This window comes from Paraburkholderia tuberum STM678, from assembly GCF_902833905.1.
GTDB lineage: Bacteria > Pseudomonadota > Gammaproteobacteria > Burkholderiales > Burkholderiaceae > Paraburkholderia > Paraburkholderia tuberum.
This window is the reverse complement of record NZ_CADFGP010000022.1, coordinates 118,995-137,501: the sequence shown is the minus strand read 5'-3', so window position 1 is coordinate 137,501 and position 18,507 is coordinate 118,995. Positions and strand designations below refer to the sequence as shown.

The following is an 18,507-nucleotide window of genomic DNA, read 5'->3' as shown; positions in this document are numbered from 1 at the left end:
AGCCGCGCCGACAGGTTCGGCGCGCGTTCGAGTTCGGTCTCGCGCGCCACGTCGTAGACGCGCGCGGTCAGGGTCTTTTTCAGGTAGTCGTGGGAAGCCATGCGGGTGGCGCGGTGCGCTGTGTAAAACGGGAAGACGTCAATGATAGCGCCAACGGTGCCCGCTCTGGCCGTTCCGCGCGCTCCGCGGACGGGTGCCGTGCACTTAACCGGGCCGTATCGGAATCGCGCGATCGAAGCTCGCCCAACCGTCCGGCCGGTCAATGGACGGTATGCGAAAACGCCGCCGGATCCATCGCCAAAACCTCCGAACCCCCGCCGCCGCCCGATTCCCACCGTCAACGCGTGGCGGAATGATGCGGTAGAATTTCGTTTTGGAATAAGGATCGGAAGATGCACTGGCAGCCTCGGATCGCCCATTTAATGCCCGTCCCGCGCGAATCCTGCCCAGCGGCGGAACGGCATGTCCGCCACGCGCGATCGTGTAGCTGTCTCTGAGTGCCGCGAAGCGACCGCCGTGAGTTGGCCGCCGGTCGTGCTCGCTCCCCTTGAAGCCCTAGAAGATTTCAAGCATTGCGCCCCACGCGCATTGTCCGCCGACGCCTCGTGACGAGTGCGCCAGGCTGACCTACCGAGTCGTCCAACCATGAACGCACCTCAAGTTTTCGATCCGCACGGCGCCGCCGGCGCGGTGGCAGCCGATCCCGAAGCGCGTCTGCGCGAAATTCCCTACAACTACACGTCGTTCTCCGACCGCGAAATCGTCATCCGCCTGCTCGGCAACGACGCCTGGGACGCGCTCGCCGAACTGCGCGCCGAACGCCGCACCGGCCGCTCGGCGCGCATGCTGTACGAAGTGCTCGGCGACATCTGGGTCGTGCGCCGCAATCCGTATCTTCAGGATGACCTGCTCGACAATCCGAAGCGCCGCGCGCTTCTGATCGAGGCGCTCAATCACCGTCTCGCCGAAATCGAGAAGCGCCGCCGCGCCGATCTGCGCGAACACGGCGACGAAGCCGGCGTCGATCGCGCCGCGCGCGTCGAAAAGCTGGTGCAGGCCGCGCGCCGCGCGATCGACCAATTCGCCAGCGAATTCCAGCAGACCTACGACCTGCGCCGCCGTTCTACGCGCGTGCTCGGCAAGGTCACGCAGAAAGACAACATCAAGTTCGACGGCCTGTCGCGCGTCTCGCACGTGACCGACGCGACCGACTGGCGCGTCGAATACCCGTTCGTCGTCCTGACGCCGGACTCCGAGGCCGAAATCGCCGGCATGATCAAGGCCTGCTTCGAACTCGGCCTGACCGTGATTCCGCGCGGCGGCGGCACCGGCTACACGGGCGGCGCGGTGCCGCTCACGCCGTTCTCGGCCGTCATCAACACCGAAAAGCTCGAACAGCTCGGCCCGGTCGAAATGACCCAGCTGCCGGGCGTCGATCGCAAGGTCGCGACGATTTTCTCGGGCGCGGGCGTCGTCACGCGCCGCGTGACCGAAGCGGCCGAGCAGGCCGGCTTCGTGTTCGCGGTCGACCCGACCTCGCTCGACGCGTCCTGCGTCGGCGGCAACGTCGCGATGAACGCGGGTGGCAAGAAGGCGGTGCTGTGGGGCACGGCGCTCGACAACCTCGCGTGGTGGCGCATGGTCGACCCGGAAGGGAACTGGCTCGAAGTCACGCGTCTCGAGCACAACATGGGCAAGATCCACGACATCGAAGTCGCGCGTTTCGAGCTCAAATGGTTCGACGGCAACTACGCGCCGGGCGAGAAGCTGCTGCGCACCGAAGCGCTGGACATCAAGGGCCGCGTGTTCCGCAAGGAAGGCCTCGGCAAGGACGTCACCGACAAATTCCTCGCCGGTCTGCCGGGCGTGCAGAAGGAAGGCTGCGACGGCCTCATCACGTCCGCGCGCTGGGTGCTGCACAAGATGCCTGCGCATACGCGCACCGTCTGTCTCGAGTTCTTCGGCCAGGCGCGCGAGGCGATTCCGAGCATCGTCGAAATCAAGGACTACCTGTTCGAGACGTCGCGCCAGGGCGGCGCGATTCTCGCGGGTCTCGAGCATCTTGACGAGCGCTATCTGCGCGCGGTCGGCTATGCGACCAAGAGCAAACGCAACGCGTTTCCGAAGATGGTGCTGATCGGCGATATCGTCGGTAACGACGCGGACGCGGTCGCGCAGGCCACCTCGGAAGTCGTGCGCATGGCCAACGGCAAGAGCGGCGAAGGTTTCGTCGCCGTCAGCGCCGAGGCCCGCAAGCGCTTCTGGCTCGACCGCAGCCGTACGGCCGCGATCGCAAAGCACACCAACGCGTTCAAGATCAACGAAGACGTCGTGATTCCGCTCGACCGCATGGGCGAATACACGGACGGCATCGAGCGCATCAACATCGAGCTGTCGCTGAAGAACAAGCTGCAACTGGTCGACGCGCTCGAAGCGTTCTTCAAGGGCGGCAAGCTGCCGCTCGGCAAGAGCGACGACGCGAACGAAATCCCGAGCGCCGAGCTGCTCGAAGACCGCGTGCAGCAGGCGCTCGATCTACTCGCGCGTGTGCGCACGCGCTGGGAATTCGTGCGCGGCAAGCTCGACCTGTCGCTGCGCGAGGCGCAGCACTACCTGGTCGGCCTCGGCTACGAGTCGCTCGCCGAAAAGTTCGCCGACCGCGTCGACGCGCAACTCGACGCAACCGTATTCCACCTCGCGCAGGACCGCACGATTCGCGTGTCGTGGAAGCAGGAAATCCGCGCCGAATTGCGGCAGATTTTCAACGGCGGCGAGTTCAAGCCGATCCTCGACGAAGCCCAGGCGATCCACAAGCAGGTGCTGCGCGGGCGCGTGTTCGTCGCGCTGCACATGCACGCGGGCGACGGCAACGTCCACACGAACCTGCCGGTCAACTCCGATAACTACGAGATGCTGCAGGACGCGCACACGGCGGTCGCGCGCATCATGAAGCTCGCGCGTTCGCTCGACGGTGTGATCTCCGGCGAGCACGGCATCGGCATCACGAAGCTCGAATTCCTGACCGACGACGAGATCGGCGAATTCCGCAAGTACAAGCAGCGCGTCGATCCGCATGGCCGCTTCAACGCGGGCAAGCTGCTCGAAGGCGCGGACCTGCGCAACGCGTACACGCCGAGCTTCGGCCTGATGGGCTACGAATCGCTGATCATGCAGCAGTCCGATATCGGCGCGATTTCCGAGTCGATCAAGGACTGCCTGCGCTGCGGCAAGTGCAAGCCCGTCTGCGCGACCCACGTGCCGCGCGCGAACCTGCTGTACAGCCCGCGCAACAAGATTCTCGCCACGTCCTTGCTGGTCGAGGCATTCCTGTACGAAGAGCAGACGCGCCGCGGCGTGTCGATCAAGCACTGGGACGAGTTCAACGACGTCGCCGATCACTGCACTGTCTGCCACAAGTGCGTGACGCCGTGCCCGGTGAAGATCGACTTCGGCGACGTGTCGATGAACATGCGCAACCTGTTGCGCAAGATGGGCAAGAAGAAGTTCAACCCGGGCAACGCCGCGGGCATGTTTTTCCTGAACGCGACCAACCCCCAGACCATCAACCTCGCGCGCACCGCGATGATGGGCGTCGGCTACAAGGCGCAGCGCCTCGGCAATGAAGTGCTGAAGAAGTTCGCGAAGAAGCAGACCGCGCATCCGCCCGCCACGGTTGGCAAGCCGGTGATCACGCAGCAGGTGATCCACTTCATGAACAAGAAGATGCCGGGCAACCTGCCGAAGAAGACCGCGCGCGCCTTGCTCGATATCGAGGACAACAAGATCGTCCCGATCATCCGCAATCCGAAGACGACCACCGCCGACACCGAAGCGGTGTTCTACTTCCCGGGCTGCGGCTCCGAGCGGCTGTTCTCGCAGGTTGGTCTCGCGACCCAGGCAATGCTGTGGGAGGCGGGCGTGCAGACCGTGCTGCCGCCGGGCTACCTGTGCTGTGGCTATCCGCAGCGCGGCTCGGGCCAGTACGACAAAGCCGAGCAGATCGTCACCGACAACCGCGTGCTGTTCCACCGCGTCGCCAATACGCTGAACTACCTCGACATCAAGACGGTGGTGGTGTCGTGCGGCACCTGCTACGACCAGCTCGCCGGTTACGAATTCGAAAAGATCTTCCCGGGCTGCCGGATCATCGACATCCACGAGTATCTGCTGGAAAAAGGCATCAAGCTCGATGGCGTGAACGGCGTGCGCTACATGTACCACGACCCGTGCCATTCGCCGATCAAGACGATGGACCCGGTCAAGCTCGTCAATCAGTTGATGGGTTCGGAGCAGGACGGCTACAAGATCGAGAAGAACGACCGCTGCTGCGGCGAATCGGGCACGCTCGCGGTCACGCGTCCCGACATCTCGACCCAGGTGCGCTTCCGCAAGGAAGAAGAAATCCGCAAGGGCGCGGCGAAGCTGCGCGGCATCCCTCTCGTCGCCGAAGCGGGCGCGAACGCGATCAATCCGGCCAATGCATCGGCCGGCGCCGCGGGCGCGCCGAACGGTTCGGTGCTGAAGGCCGGCGACGGTCCGCAGCCCAATCACGGAAACGCAGGTTCGACCGACGTCAAGATCCTCACGAGTTGCCCGTCGTGCCTGCAAGGGCTGTCGCGCTACAACGAAGACGCGGGTACCGAGGCGGACTACATCGTGGTCGAGATGGCACGTCACGTGCTCGGCGAAAACTGGATGGCGGACTACGTTCAACGGGCGAACAATGGCGGAATCGAGCGCGTGCTGGTTTAATGGCACGACCAACGATTTTTGCCGAGGACGACGATGGACTGCGTTTTTTGCCGTGAAGACGGCGGCCATGTGCTGTGGCAGGACGACGCGCTGCGAGTCGTCCTCGCCGACGAACACGACTACCCGGGCTTTTGCCGGGTCATCTGGAACGCTCACGTCGCCGAGTTTTCGGATCTTTCTGCCGACGAGCGCGATCACGTGATGAAGGCCGTGTACGCGGTCGAGCGTGCGCAGCGGCGCGTGATGCAGCCCGCGAAGGTCAATCTCGCGAGCCTCGGCAACCAGGTGCCGCACGTGCACTGGCACGTGATTCCGCGTTTCTCGAACGACGCGCATTTCCCCCTGCCGATCTGGGCGCCGCGCCAGCGCACGGTGTCCGAAGCGATGTTGTCGTCGCGCCGCGCGCACGCCACGCTGCTGCGCGAAGCCGTGCGGCAGGAAATTGAACAGGCGCTGGGCTGAGCGTCGCTGAACCCGTCGCCGCGCATCGCCGGACTGCCGTCGGCGTGCGAGGCGGCCGATCCGACGTTATCACCCGCCGTTATCTGATGAGGCCAACATGAGCGGATTGACTCCCGAGACGCCGGTGCCGACAGGCGTGATCTTGCATTCGAAGTCGCGCGTGCTCGAACTGCAGTACGCGAACGGCGAAGCGTATCGGCTACCGTTCGAACTGCTGCGCGTGTATTCGCCGTCGGCGGAAGTGATGGGCCACGGGCCCGGCCAGGAAACCCTGCAGACCGGCAAGCGCGACGTGACGATCACGATGATCGAAGGCGTCGGCAATTACGCGCTGCAGCCGACCTTCTCCGATGGACACGCCACCGGTATCTACTCGTGGGACCTGCTGTACGACATGGCCGTGCGTCAGGATGAACTCTGGCGCGCGTATCTCGCCAAACTGGCAGCGGCCGGCATCGACCGCGACACGCCGATGGTGCCCGCCGCGGCTGCGCACGGGCACTGTCACTGATACGATTCGCCCCCGAACGCCGCTCGAGCGGCGCAACATTCAAGAACACGCGAAAGGACGAGCGCGATGAGCAAAACCCACTTCGGCTTTCAATCGGTCGACGAACAGGACAAGGCGCAGAAGGTGGCGGGGGTGTTCCACTCGGTGGCCGCCAACTACGACCTGATGAACGACCTGATGTCGGGCGGATTGCACCGGGCGTGGAAGGTTTTCACGATCGCCCAGGCGAACGTGCGGCCGGGCTACAAGGTGCTCGACATCGCGGGCGGCACCGGCGACCTGTCGAAAGCATTCGCGAAACAGGCGGGCGAAACGGGCGAGGTCTGGCATACCGACATCAATGAATCGATGCTGCGCGTGGGCCGCGACCGGCTGCTCGACAAGGGCATCATCACGCCGGCGCTGCTGTGCGATGCCGAGAAAATCCCGTTTCCGGACAACTACTTCGACGTCGTGACGGTCGCGTTCGGCTTGCGCAACATGACACATAAGGACATCGCGCTCGCCGAGATGCGTCGTGTGCTGAAACCGGCCGGGCGGCTGCTCGTGCTCGAGTTCTCGAAGGTATGGGATCCGCTGAAGAAGGTCTACGATCTGTATTCGTTCAAGGTGTTGCCGTGGCTCGGCGAGCGCTTCGCCAAGGACGCGGAAAGCTACCAGTACCTGGCGGAATCGATCCGCATGCATCCGGACCAGGAAACTTTGAAAACTATGATGGAACAAGCTGGTCTCGATGGCGTCAAATATTACAATTTGTCAGCTGGCGTGGTAGCTTTGCATGTGGGGACCAAATACTAGAGTCCCTAACCCGTCGATTTTTAAAGGAAAGTGCGAAATGTCCGATTCGAATTTGTTATCTACTCGTAAGGTTAAGGGGGCGCTGGCGAGAAGAATCGGACTGATCGCGATGGTCGGTCTGCTGATGGCCGGCACGCTTGCCTCTCTCGACGCCGAAGCACGCCGCATGGGCGGAGGCCGCAGCTTCGGCCGTCAATCGAATAGTCTGCAGCAGCGCCAGACGCCGCCGCCGTCCCAGCCGGCGCAGAACAATCAGGCCACGCAGCAGAGCGCGCAGGCGGCGCCTGCGACTAAGCCCACGCCGCCCGCCGCGCCGAACCGCAATCGCTGGCTCGGGCCCATAGCCGGTCTCGCGGCCGGTCTCGGCATCGCCGCATTGCTGTCGCATTTCGGGCTCGGCGAGGCGTTCGCCGGCATGTTCGCGAACGTGATCGTGATCGCGTTGATCGCGATTGTGGTGATCTGGCTCATCCGCCGCTTCACCGGCCGTAAGCGCGATGCGGCGCAGCCTGCCTACGCGGGCACGGCGCCGTCGCTGAACACGAAAGGCACCGACTATATTCAGGAGCCGCGTTACACGGCGCCGCCCACCGGCTCGTATCTCGAACCGCAGGGCAACCCGTTGACCACGCCATCGCTCGGCGCGACGCCGTCGGTGCCGGCCGGCTTCGATTCGGAAGCGTTTCTGCGTAACGCGAAGGTGTACTTCGTGCGCCTGCAGGCCGCGTGGGACGTCGGCAACGTCGAGGACATCCGCGAATTCACGACGCCGGAAATGTTCGCCGAAGTGCGCGTCGATCTCGCGTCGCGCGGCACGCAGCCGACCCAGACCGACGTCGTGCAGTTGAACGCCGAGCTGCTTGGCGTCGAGGAGCGCGCGAACGAATCCTTCGCGAGCGTGCGCTTCTCCGGTTTGATCCGCGAGGAGCCGGGCGCGGCGGCCGAGCCGTTCGTCGAAGTCTGGAATCTGACGAAGGCGAACCGCACTGGCGAAGGCTGGCTGCTTGCCGGCATCCAGCAGGTCGAGCAACACTGACATGCCGAAGCATCGAGTCGCGTTTGCCTCGAAAAGAGCCGGCCACGGCATGGCGATTCCTCACCTCGCGCATGGCTTAGGCCGTTCGGCATAGCAGGCCGCGAAGCGAACGGACGTTACAATGGGAGCCCGCGCAAGCACCTCGCTCGCGCGGGTTTTTTCTTGCCACCTTCGATGACCCTCGCCGCCAAGCCCTTCGCTGCTGCTGTCAATCATCTGCTCGCCCGCGAATCGTGGGCCCGCGAGCGCCTCGCCCCGTACGCGGGCAAGACCGCTCGCCTGTCATGTCCGCCGGTTGTGCTCGCGCTGCTCGTGCAGCCCGACGGCTATCTCGGTACGCTCGACGAAGCCGATGCGCATCAGTTCGACGTGACGATCTCGGTGCCGTCCGACGCACTGCCGGCCTTCCTGCAAGGTGGCCAGGCCGCGGTGATGAAGCACGTGAAGATCGAGGGCGACGCCGAGTTCGCGACCGTGATCGCGAAGCTCGCCGAGCATCTGCGCTGGGAGCCGGAGGAAGATCTCGCGAAGCTGATCGGTGACGGACCCGCGTGGCGCGTCACGTCGCTAGTCCGCTCAGTCGGCGAGCATGTGCAGCGCACCGGTCGCAATCTGCTCGACACCGCCGCCGAGTACCTGCTCGACGAAAATCCGCAACTGGTGCGGCGCACCGCGCTCGCTGACTTCAACGTCGAGCTGGCGCGCGCGCGCGATTCGCTCGCGCGCGTCGAAAAGCGCATCGAGCGCATCGAACAGAAGGTCGAAGCCCGCGGCGCGCAAACGCCGGGCGGCGCCGCCACGTCGCGCGGCACGCGCTAGTCACCGGGCCCAGCCATGCGTTTTCTGCGTTTTCTCAAGATATTTTTCACGGTCATCCGCTTCGGACTCGACGAAATGATGTTGAGCCGCATCAACGACCGGCGCGTGCGTCTGCTGCTGCGCATCACGACGCTCGGCCGCAAGTTCGATGCGCCGCCGGGCGTGCGTCTGCGGCTCGCGCTCGAAAGCCTCGGGCCGATCTTCGTCAAGTTCGGTCAGGTGCTGTCGACCCGTCGCGATCTGCTGCCGGTCGATATCGCCAACGAACTTGCCAAGCTGCAGGACCAGGTGCCGCCGTTCGATTCGGCGGTCGCGATCGCGCTCGTCGAGAAGTCGCTCGGCGCGCCGGTCGACGTACTGTTCGACGATTTCGAGCGGGTGCCGGTCGCGAGCGCGTCGATCGCACAGGTCCACTTCGCGAAGGTGAAGGCCGGCCAGCATGCGGGCAAGGCGGTCGCGGTGAAGGTGCTGCGCCCCAAGATGCTGCCGGTGATCGATTCCGACCTCGCGCTGTTGCGCGACATCGCCCTATGGGCCGAGCGTCTGTGGGCCGACGGCAAGCGCCTGAAGCCGCGCGAGGTGGTCGCCGAATTCGACAAATACCTGCACGACGAACTCGACCTGATGCGCGAGGCCGCCAACGGCAGCCAGTTGCGGCGCAACTTCCTGGGGCTCGACCTGCTGCTCGTGCCCGAGATGTACTGGGAGTTCTGCACGCCCACGGTGCTCGTGATGGAGCGCATGGTCGGCGTGCCGATCAGCCAGGTCGATACGTTGCGCGCGGCGGGTGTCGACATCCCGAAGCTCGCGCGCGAGGGCGTCGAAATTTTCTTCACGCAGGTGTTCCGCGACGGCTTTTTCCACGCCGACATGCACCCCGGCAACATCCAGGTGAGCCTCGATCCCGCGCACTTCGGCCGCTATATCGCGCTCGACTTCGGCATCATCGGCGCGCTGTCGGACTTCGACAAAAACTACCTCGCGCAGAACTTCCTCGCGTTCTTCAAGCGCGACTACCATCGCGTCGCGACGCTGCATCTGGAGTCGGGCTGGGTGCCGCCGAGCACGCGCGTCGAGGAGCTCGAAAGCGCGATCCGCGCGGTCTGCGAACCGTATTTCGATCGCGCGCTGAAGGACATTTCTCTCGGCCAGGTGCTGATGCGTCTGTTCTCGACGTCGCGGCGCTTCAACGTCGAGATCCAGCCGCAGCTCGTGTTGCTGCAAAAGACGATGCTGAACGTGGAAGGCCTAGGCCGTTCGCTCGATCCCGAACTGGATCTGTGGAAGACCGCGAAGCCCTATCTCGAGCGCTGGATGAACGAGCAGATCGGCTTGCGCGGCTGGTACGAGCGTCTGAAGATCGAGGCGCCGCAGTGGAGCAAGACGCTGCCGCAGTTGCCGCGCCTCGTCCATAACATGCTGGCCGAGCGCCATCATCCGGTGGGCGGCGCGAACGACGACGTGATCCGTCAGATCCTGCTCGAGCAAAAGCGCACCAACCGTCTGCTGCAAGGCCTGCTGCTGTTCGGCGTGGCGGTCGGCGTCGGCGCGATGCTGGCGCGTGCGTTCCTGGTACTGGCTTATGGAGGTTAGATTCCGATGAGCGATCCGACCCAACCCGCCGCGCCCGATTTCGCAACCCGCGATCCCGACTCGCCCGAGTTCTGGGACGAACGCTTCGAGCGCCATTTCACGCCGTGGGATCAGGCGGGCGTGCCGTCCGCGTTTCGCGCGTTCGCCGAACGGCACCGCGACGTGGCCGTGCTGATTCCAGGCTGCGGCAGCGCGCACGAAGCGGTATGGCTCGCGCGCCAGGGCAACCCGGTACGCGCGATCGACTTCTCGCCGGCTGCCGTGGCGGCGGCACGCGAGCAGCTCGGCGCGCATGCATCGCTGGTCGAACAGGCGGATTTCTTCACCTATGCGCCACCGTTCGCACCGGCATGGATCTATGAGCGCGCATTCTTCTGCGCGCTGCCGCCGGCGCGCCGCGCCGACTACGCGCAGCGCATGGGCGAACTGCTGCCGGCCGGCGGGTTGCTGGCGGGCATCTTTTTCATCGGCGCGACGCCGAAAGGGCCGCCGTTCGGCGTCGAACGCGGCGAGCTCGATGCGCTGCTCACGCCATACTTCGAGCTGGTCGAAGACGAAGCGGTCGACGACTCGATCGCCGTATTCGCCGGACGCGAGCGCTGGCTCGCCTGGCGGCGTCGCGGCTAACGCCACGCGCGCCGCTCTTGAGAGGTCCGGGGCTCGTCCCCATCTGGCGCGGTGGCGGGCGCGTCGTGCGTCCGCTTCCCGAAATCCGGGGAACGGACATCGTTTGCGGCTATAATTCAAGGCTTTGCAAGCGTTTACAAGATTTCAGTAGGGATTTGGAGTAAGAGAGGATCATGCCGATCTACGCTTATCGTTGCGGGTCATGCGGTTTCGGGAAGGACGTGCTCCAGAAAATGAGCGACCCCCAGTTGACGCAGTGTCCCGAGTGCGGAAAAGACACCTTTAGCAAACAACTCACGGCCGCCGGCTTCCAGTTGAAAGGCTCCGGCTGGTACGTGACCGATTTCCGCGGCAGCACGAGCGCGCCGGCCGCGTCGGAAGCGAAGTCCGAGCCGGCCGCAGTCGCTGCCCCGGCTGCATCGGCTGCCGCGCCCGCGGCCCCCGCCGCAGCGCCCGCCGCCGCGAGCCCGAGCGGTTCCGGCAGCGCCTAGTGGGACTGCCGCCCCGCGCGGGCGGCGTATCTACCGCGCATGGGCTTCGGCCCGCGCAGCTTTCTGGCGGTACACATGACGACGAAGAAATTCACGCTCAAATCGGTGTTTCTGACCGGCCTGCTGGTGCTGGTGCCTCTGGCCATCACACTGTGGGTGCTCGGTCTGGTCATCGGCACGATGGACCAGACGCTGTTGCTGCTGCCTACCTCGTGGCAGCCGGAACGCACGATCGGCTATCGCTTGCCGGGCCTCGGCGCGGTGCTCACGCTCGCGTTCATCTTCGTCGTCGGGCTGTTGACGCAGAACTTCATTGGGCAGAAGCTCGTGAAGTGGTGGGAACTGCTGGTCGCGCACATTCCGGTGGTCGGCCCGCTCTACACCAGCGTGAAGCAGGTGTCCGACACGCTGCTCTCGAGCAGCGGCAATGCATTCCGCAAGGCGCTGCTGATCGAGTACCCGCGCCGCGGGTCCTATACGATCGCGTTTCTGACCGGCATCCCGGGCGGCGACGTGGCCAACCATCTGAAAGAAGAGTACGTCAGCGTATACGTGCCGACCACACCGAACCCGACGTCCGGCTTCTTCCTGATGGTGCCGAAAAGCGAAGTGATCGAGCTCGACATGACGGTCGATGCTGCGCTCAAGTACATTGTCTCGATGGGCGTCGTGGCGCCGTCCGCGCCACCGCCGGCGCCGGTGCGCCGCGCCACCGTCGAGCCCCCGCTCTAATGCCGGCGCGCAACGCTTCATGCAGGATCGTCTGCGGCGCGCCGTTCAACCAATGCAAAACGAAAGACAAACATCATGTCGATGAGATCTGAATACTGCGGTCTGGTGACCGAAGAACTGCTGGGCCAATCCGTCTCGCTGTGCGGCTGGGTAAGCCGCCGCCGCGACCATGGCGGCGTCATCTTCATCGACTTGCGCGATCGCGAAGGGCTCGTTCAGGTCGTCTGCGATCCGGATCGCGCTGACATGTTCAAGGTCGCCGAAGGCGTGCGCAACGAGTTCTGCGTGCAGGTCAAGGGTGTCGTGCGCGGCCGTCCGGAAGGCACGACCAATGCCTCGCTGAAGAGCGGCAAGATCGAAGTGCTGTGCCACGAGCTGATCGTGCTGAACGCGTCGGTCACGCCGCCGTTCCAGCTCGACGATGACAACCTGTCGGAAACCACGCGCCTCACGCATCGCGTGCTCGACCTGCGCCGTCCGCAGATGCAGCACAACCTGCGTCTGCGCTATCGTGTCGCGATCGAAGTGCGCAAGTACCTCGACGAGCAGGGCTTCATCGACATCGAAACGCCGATGCTCACGAAGAGCACGCCGGAAGGCGCGCGCGACTACCTCGTGCCGTCGCGTACGAACCCGGGCCAGTTCTTCGCGCTGCCGCAGTCGCCGCAGCTATTCAAGCAGCTGCTGATGGTCGCGAACTTCGACCGTTACTACCAGATCACCAAGTGCTTCCGCGACGAAGACCTGCGCGCCGACCGTCAGCCGGAATTCACGCAGATCGACTGCGAGACCTCGTTCCTGTCGGAACAGGAAATCCGCGATCTGTTCGAGGCGATGATCCGTCACGTGTTCAGGACGACGATCGGCGTCGAGCTCGACCAGAAATTCCCGGTCATGGAATACGCGGAAGCGATGCGCCGCTTCGGTTCGGACAAGCCGGACCTGCGCGTGAAGCTCGAGTTCACCGAGTTGACCGATGCGATGCGCGACGTCGACTTCAAGGTGTTCAGCACCCCGGCCAACACGAAGGACGGCCGTGTCGCGGCGCTGCGCGTGCCGAAGGGCGGCGAGCTGTCGCGCGGCGACATCGACAGCTACACGGAATTCGTGCGCATCTACGGGGCGAAGGGTCTCGCGTGGATCAAGGTCAATGAAGCGGCGAAGGGCCGTGACGGTCTGCAAAGCCCGATCGTGAAGAACCTGCACGACGAAGCGCTGAAGGCGATCATCGAGCGCACCGGCGCACAAGACGGCGACATCATCTTCTTCGCGGCGGATCGCGCGAAGGTCGTCAACGACAGCCTTGGCGCGCTGCGTCTGAAGATCGGTCATTCGGAATTCGGCAAGGCCAACGGCCTCGTCGAGTCCGGCTGGAAGCCGCTGTGGGTCGTCGACTTTCCGATGTTCGAATACGACGAGGAAGACAACCGCTACGTCGCCGCGCATCACCCGTTCACGAGCCCGAAGGACGAGCACCTCGAGTACCTCGAAACGGACCCCGCGCGCTGCCTCGCGAAGGCCTACGACATGGTGCTGAACGGCTGGGAAATCGGCGGCGGCTCGGTGCGTATCTACCGTGAGGAAGTGCAGAGCAAGGTGTTCCGCGCGCTGAAGATCAACGCGGAAGAAGCGCAGGCGAAGTTCGGCTTCCTGCTCGACGCGCTGCAATACGGCGCGCCCCCGCACGGCGGTATCGCGTTCGGTCTGGACCGCATCGTCACGATGATGGCCGGCGCCGACTCGATCCGCGACGTGATCGCGTTCCCGAAGACGCAACGCGCGCAGGATCTGCTCACGCAGGCGCCGAGCGAAGTCGACGAGCGTCAGCTGCGCGAACTGCACATCCGTCTGCGTACGCCGGAACCGAAGGCATAAAACCGCGGCCGCTGCGCGCGGCCGGCAAGCGGTCTTGCGTGTGCCGGCCAGCGGGCCGGCGGCCGCAAAAAAACCACACGAGCGAAACGAAAAGGCGCTGAGGTGATCTCCACCTCAGCGCCTTTTTCATTTTTTGCGTTACAGTGAAGCCACTGCTTTCCAGACCCTTTCGACCGTCATCCGACATGTACCGCGCGTATCGTCGCGCCCAGTTTGAGCCATGCCGAAACCGCCGAAAATTCCGCAGTCCGTCCTCGTCATCATTCATACGCCTGCGCTCGACGTGCTGCTGCTCGAGCGCGCCGATCATGCGGCATTCTGGCAGTCGGTGACGGGTTCGAAAGACCGGCTCGACGAACCGCTCGCCGACACGGCGGTGCGCGAAGTCGGCGAGGAAACCGGCATCATGATCGGCGGCGCACTGGTGCCGCGCAGCGGGTTGTTCGACTGGCACTACTCGATCGACTACGAGATCTACCCGGAATTTCGTTACCGCTACGAAGCGGGCGTGCTCTACAACACCGAGCACTGGTTCAGCCTGCAGGTCCCCGAGTGCATCGACGTGACGCTCGCGCCGCGCGAACACACCGCGTATATGTGGCTGCCATATGAAGAGGCCGCATCGCGCTGCTTTTCGTCGTCGAATGCCGATGCGATCCTGCAGTTGCCGCGGCGGCTCGCCGCACGCCCGGTCGATCCGCAATCCGGCCCGCTGGCCGGGGAGCGTGGCCAGTGAGCGCAGGCGGCTCGGGCCGTTTGGCGCGTCTGCGCCACACGTTGCTCGGCCGTCGTTACTGGCAGCGCTACCGCTTCACCAGTAACAACGAGGTCGAGCTGCTGCGCTCCGGCGACGATTTCTTCGACGCGCTGATCGAGCGCATCGACGCGGCCGAGCACAACGTCGCGCTCGAAACCTATATCTTCTGCGACGACGAAGCCGGCCACGCGGTCAGCGAGGCGCTGATTCGCGCTGCCGCGCGCGGCGTCGGAGTGCGCGTGATCACCGATGGCGTCGGCACCGCGCGCCTGAAGATGTTCGAGCAATGGCCGGCCGGCGGCATCGAGCATCGCATCTACAACCCGCATCTGTTCGGCCGCTTCGGCTTTTCGCGCACGCACCGCAAGCTCGCGGTGATCGACGATCAGATCGCGTATTGCGGCGGCATCAATATCGTCGACGATTACGAGAACAACGGCGAGAAGCTGCCATACCGGCGCTGGGACTTCGCGGTCGAGCTGCGCGGGCCGGTGGTCGCCGACGTGCGCGATGCGTTCGACGTGCAGTGGCGGCGGATTCGCGTCGGCCATCGGCCGCTCGATTCGATGAAGCCCGACCTGTCGTCGCAGGACGCCAACTCGCTTGGCAGTCTGCGCAGACGCCGGCGACGCCGCAACGAGGAACTGTGGGCCGGCGGCGAGCCGTGCGTCGCATTCGTCGCGCGCGATAACCTGATCAACCGCCGCGCGATCGAAAAAGCTTATCTGGCCGCGATCGGCCAGGCGCGCCATGAAATCCTGCTCGCGAATCCGTACTTCATGCCGGGACGCAAGCTGCGTCGCGCGCTGGTGTTCGCGGCGCGGCGCGGCGTGGTCGTGAAGCTGATCATCGGGCGCAAGGAGTTCAAGGCGCTCGATTACGCCGTGCCGTTCCTGTACCACGCGCTGTTGCGCGCAGGCGTGCAAATCGCCGAATACGAGAAGACGCTGCTGCACGGCAAGGTCGCGGTGGTCGATTCGAACTGGGGCACGGTCGGTTCGTCGAATCTCGATGCGCTCAGCCTGATGCTCAACAACGAAGCGAACGTCGTGCTCGTGAACGATCCGTCGATCCCCAAACTGCGCGACGCGATTCTCGACGCGTTCACGGACGCGCGCCCAATCGATGAAGCGCACTACGAATCGCGACCGGCGCGCGTGCGCGCGCTGAGCTGGATCGCGTACACGAGCTACCGCGTCGCGATGAAGCTGCTGACGGTGGGCGGCTACGACTAATACCGCTCGCACGAGAGCCCGCGCTTGCTGCATCATGTCGGCCATCAATCGGCGCCAGCGAGCCGGGGCAAAGAAATAGAACACGCGCGAGAACACGCGCGCGCCGATCGGCAACCATCGAGTCAAGGCAAACGCCTCTAAAAATCTGATTGATCTGATGGTCGAAAGCCGCAAAATTAGAAGCCGGTTAGAAACCGGTTTCTAATAAAGTCCTTGTTTCGCGGACGGCAAGCACTCAATAATAGTACGGCCGTTCGATTTTCAATTCGGTCACGTTAGAACGGTAAGACAGCTATGCGAAAAGGCGAACAAACCCGAGCCGCGATTCTCGACGCAGCACTCGATCTGGCAGGCCGAGACGGACTGGAAGGTCTGACGATTGGTCTGCTGGCCGAGCGCATGCAGATGAGCAAGAGCGGTGTGTTCGCGCATTTCGGGTCGCGCGAGGATCTGCAGATCGAGGTCGTGCGCGAATACCACCGCCGTTTCGAAGAAGAGGTGTTTTTCCCGAGCCTGCGCGAGCCGCGTGGTCTGCCGCGCTTGCGCGCGATGATTTCCCGCTGGATCGAGAAACGCATTCAGGAAGTCACGACCGGCTGCATCTACATCAGCGGCGCCGTCGAATACGACGACCGCGCGGATAGCCAGGTGCGCGAGCAGTTGGTGTCGAGCGTGACGACGTGGCGTGCGGCGCTCACGCGCGCGATCTCGCAAGCGATGGAAGAAGGGCATCTGCGCGCCGATACCGACCCGCAGCTGATGCTGTTCGAACTGTATAGCGTCACGCTCGGCCTGCATCACGACGCGCGCTTTCTGCATCTGCCGGATGCGGTGCGTCTCACGTGGGCCGCGCTGGAAAAACTGATTAATTCGTATCAAAGCGAAAGCCGTTAGCGGCGTCGCCGGAATCTACCGGAAACGCGCGGCGCAGAAGGTCCGACCACGGACCCGGCCAACGGCCTGGCTTTTTGTCAAACCAGGGAGAGAGAGTCATGGGACAGTACGCCGCGCCGCTGCGCGACATGCAATTCGTGTTGCACGAACTGCTCAACGTCGAGGCCGAACTTCGGCAAATGCCGAAGCACGCCGAACTCGACGCCGACACGATCAACGCGGTGCTCGAGGAAGCCGGCAAGTTCTGCTCCGAAGTGCTGTTCCCGCTCAACCACAGCGGCGACCAGGAAGGCTGCACGTATGCCGGCGACGGCGTCGTGACCACGCCGAAGGGCTTCAAGGAGGCCTATCGGCAATACGTCGAAGCCGGCTGGCCGGCGCTCGGTTGCGACCCGGAATTCGGCGGCCAGGGACTGCCCGCGTTCGTCAACAACGCGCTCTATGAAATGCTGAACTCGGCGAATCAGGCGTGGACGATGTATCCGGGCCTGTCGCACGGCGCGTACGAATGCCTGCACGCGCACGGCACGCCGGAACTGCAGCAACGCTATCTGCCGAAGCTCGTCGCAGGCGTCTGGACCGGCACGATGTGTCTGACCGAGCCGCATTGCGGCACCGACCTCGGCATTCTGCGCACGAAGGCCGAGCCGAACGGCGACGGCTCGTACTCGATCAGCGGCACGAAGATTTTCATTTCGAGCGGCGAGCATGACATGGCGGAGAACATCGTTCACCTCGTGCTCGCGCGTCTGCCGGATGCGCCGAAGGGCACCAAGGGGATTTCGCTGTTCATCGTGCCGAAGTTCGTGCCGAACGAAGCGGGTGAGCCCGGTGAGCGCAACGGCGTGAAGTGCGGCGCGATCGAGCACAAGATGGGCATTCACGGCAACGCGACCTGTGTGATCAATCTCGACAACGCGAAGGGCTGGATGGTCGGCGAGCCGAACAAAGGCCTGAACGCGATGTTCGTCATGATGAACGCAGCGCGTCTCGGCGTCGGCATGCAGAGCCTCGGTCTCACCGAAGTCGCATATCAGAACTCGCTCACGTACGCGAAAGAGCGGCTGCAGATGCGTTCGCTGACCGGCCCGAAGGCGCCGGAAAAGGCCGCCGATCCGATCATCGTGCATCCGGACGTGCGCCGCATGCTGCTCACGCAGAAGGCCTACGCCGAAGCCGGCCGCGCGTTCTCGTACTGGTCGGCGCTGCAGATCGACAAGGAGCTGTCGCACGCCGACGAAGCCCAGCGCAAGGAAGCCGCCGACCTCGTCGCGCTGCTCACGCCGATCCTGAAGGCGTTCCTGTCGGACAACGCGTTCGAAGGCACCAATCACGCGATGCAGATCTACGGCGGCCACGGCTTCATCGCCGAATGGGGCATGGAGCAGTACGTGCGCGACGCGCGCATCAACATGATCTATGAAGGCACCAACGGCATCCAGTCGCTCGACCTGCTCGGCCGCAAGGTGCTCGGCGACATGGGCGCGAAGATGAAGAAGTTCGGCAAGCTCGTCGCCGAATTCGTCGAAGCCGAAGGCATCAAGCCGGAGATGCAGGAGTTCGTGAACCCGCTCGCCGAGATCGGCGAAAAGGTGCAGAAACTGACGATGGAAATCGGCATGAAGGCGATGCAGAACCCGGACGAAGTCGGCGCCGCGGCCGTGCCGTATCTGCGCACGGTCGGCCATCTGGTGTTCTCGTACTTCTGGGCGCGCATGGCTCGTATCGCGCTGGACAAGGAGGTATCGGGCGATCCGTTCTACAAGGCGAAGCTCGCGACCGCGCGCTTCTACTTCGCGAAGCTGCTGCCCGAAACGGCGATGACGATCCGGCAGGCGCGCGCCGGTTCGAAGCCGATGATGGACGTCGAAGAAGCGTTGTTCTGACGCTCGCACATCGAGCGAGGCCACACACATCGCGCGAAG

At 64.2% G+C, this 18,507-nt stretch carries 15 protein-coding genes; all 15 read left to right on the top strand.

Annotation, left to right across the window (positions count from 1 at the left end; all coding sequences use genetic code 11):
* Nucleotides 1-645: 645 nt before the first annotated feature.
* The 15 genes from HWY30_RS20605 to HWY30_RS20535 all read left to right on the top strand — a co-directional run bounded on the left by HWY30_RS20605 (nt 646) and on the right by HWY30_RS20535 (nt 18,468).
* Entirely contained in the window at nt 646-4,752 is a 4,107-nt protein-coding gene (locus HWY30_RS20605) for a DUF3683 domain-containing protein (RefSeq protein ID WP_090802992.1), read from the top strand.
* 33 nt (nt 4,753-4,785) lie between these two features.
* Complete coding sequence (locus tag HWY30_RS20600; protein ID WP_090802993.1) at nt 4,786-5,214, top strand: HIT family protein; 429 nt, start codon at nt 4,786-4,788, stop codon at nt 5,212-5,214.
* Between the two features lie 97 nt (nt 5,215-5,311).
* Nucleotides 5,312-5,725: a gamma-butyrobetaine hydroxylase family protein gene (locus HWY30_RS20595; RefSeq protein WP_018419393.1), complete on the top strand. Its 414-nt coding sequence runs from the start codon at nt 5,312-5,314 to the stop codon at nt 5,723-5,725.
* A gap of 66 nt (nt 5,726-5,791) precedes the next feature.
* Nucleotides 5,792-6,523: a bifunctional demethylmenaquinone methyltransferase/2-methoxy-6-polyprenyl-1,4-benzoquinol methylase UbiE gene (gene ubiE, locus HWY30_RS20590; RefSeq protein ID WP_090802995.1), complete on the top strand. Its 732-nt coding sequence runs from the start codon at nt 5,792-5,794 to the stop codon at nt 6,521-6,523.
* A 37-nt stretch (nt 6,524-6,560) separates the two neighbouring features.
* Complete coding sequence (locus HWY30_RS20585; RefSeq protein ID WP_090802996.1) at nt 6,561-7,559, top strand: Tim44 domain-containing protein; 999 nt, start codon at nt 6,561-6,563, stop codon at nt 7,557-7,559.
* 174 nt (nt 7,560-7,733) lie between these two features.
* A complete protein-coding gene (locus tag HWY30_RS20580; RefSeq protein ID WP_090802998.1) occupies nt 7,734-8,378 on the top strand; it encodes a ubiquinone biosynthesis accessory factor UbiJ in 645 nt (214 codons plus the stop codon).
* A gap of 15 nt (nt 8,379-8,393) precedes the next feature.
* A complete protein-coding gene (gene ubiB / locus HWY30_RS20575) occupies nt 8,394-9,971 on the top strand; it encodes a ubiquinone biosynthesis regulatory protein kinase UbiB (RefSeq protein ID WP_090803000.1) in 1,578 nt (525 codons plus the stop codon).
* Between the two features lie 6 nt (nt 9,972-9,977).
* The gene (locus HWY30_RS20570) at nt 9,978-10,598 is read left to right on the top strand and encodes a methyltransferase domain-containing protein (RefSeq protein ID WP_090803002.1); all 621 of its coding nucleotides are present in this window, start codon (nt 9,978-9,980) and stop codon (nt 10,596-10,598) included.
* Between the two features lie 173 nt (nt 10,599-10,771).
* Nucleotides 10,772-11,089 (top strand): FmdB family zinc ribbon protein, encoded by a 318-nt coding sequence (locus HWY30_RS20565; RefSeq protein WP_090803004.1) that lies wholly within the window; start codon nt 10,772-10,774, stop codon nt 11,087-11,089.
* A 75-nt stretch (nt 11,090-11,164) separates the two neighbouring features.
* Nucleotides 11,165-11,821: a DUF502 domain-containing protein gene (locus HWY30_RS20560; RefSeq protein ID WP_090805585.1), complete on the top strand. Its 657-nt coding sequence runs from the start codon at nt 11,165-11,167 to the stop codon at nt 11,819-11,821.
* 75 nt (nt 11,822-11,896) lie between these two features.
* A complete protein-coding gene (gene aspS, locus HWY30_RS20555) occupies nt 11,897-13,696 on the top strand; it encodes an aspartate--tRNA ligase (protein WP_090803006.1) in 1,800 nt (599 codons plus the stop codon).
* Between the two features lie 220 nt (nt 13,697-13,916).
* Complete coding sequence (gene nudB / locus HWY30_RS20550) at nt 13,917-14,432, top strand: dihydroneopterin triphosphate diphosphatase (protein ID WP_090803007.1); 516 nt, start codon at nt 13,917-13,919, stop codon at nt 14,430-14,432.
* Nucleotides 14,429-15,688 (top strand): cardiolipin synthase ClsB, encoded by a 1,260-nt coding sequence (clsB, locus tag HWY30_RS20545; RefSeq protein WP_090803009.1) that lies wholly within the window; start codon nt 14,429-14,431, stop codon nt 15,686-15,688. Before nudB ends, clsB begins: the two co-directional genes overlap by 4 nt.
* A gap of 294 nt (nt 15,689-15,982) precedes the next feature.
* Nucleotides 15,983-16,582 carry a TetR/AcrR family transcriptional regulator gene (locus tag HWY30_RS20540; protein ID WP_090803011.1) on the top strand — a complete coding sequence of 200 codons (600 nt, stop codon included), beginning with the start codon at nt 15,983-15,985 and terminating at the stop codon, nt 16,580-16,582.
* Between the two features lie 98 nt (nt 16,583-16,680).
* Nucleotides 16,681-18,468, top strand: coding sequence for an acyl-CoA dehydrogenase C-terminal domain-containing protein (locus HWY30_RS20535; RefSeq protein ID WP_090803012.1), 1,788 nt, complete (start codon nt 16,681-16,683; stop codon nt 18,466-18,468).
* Nucleotides 18,469-18,507: the final 39 nt, after the last annotated feature.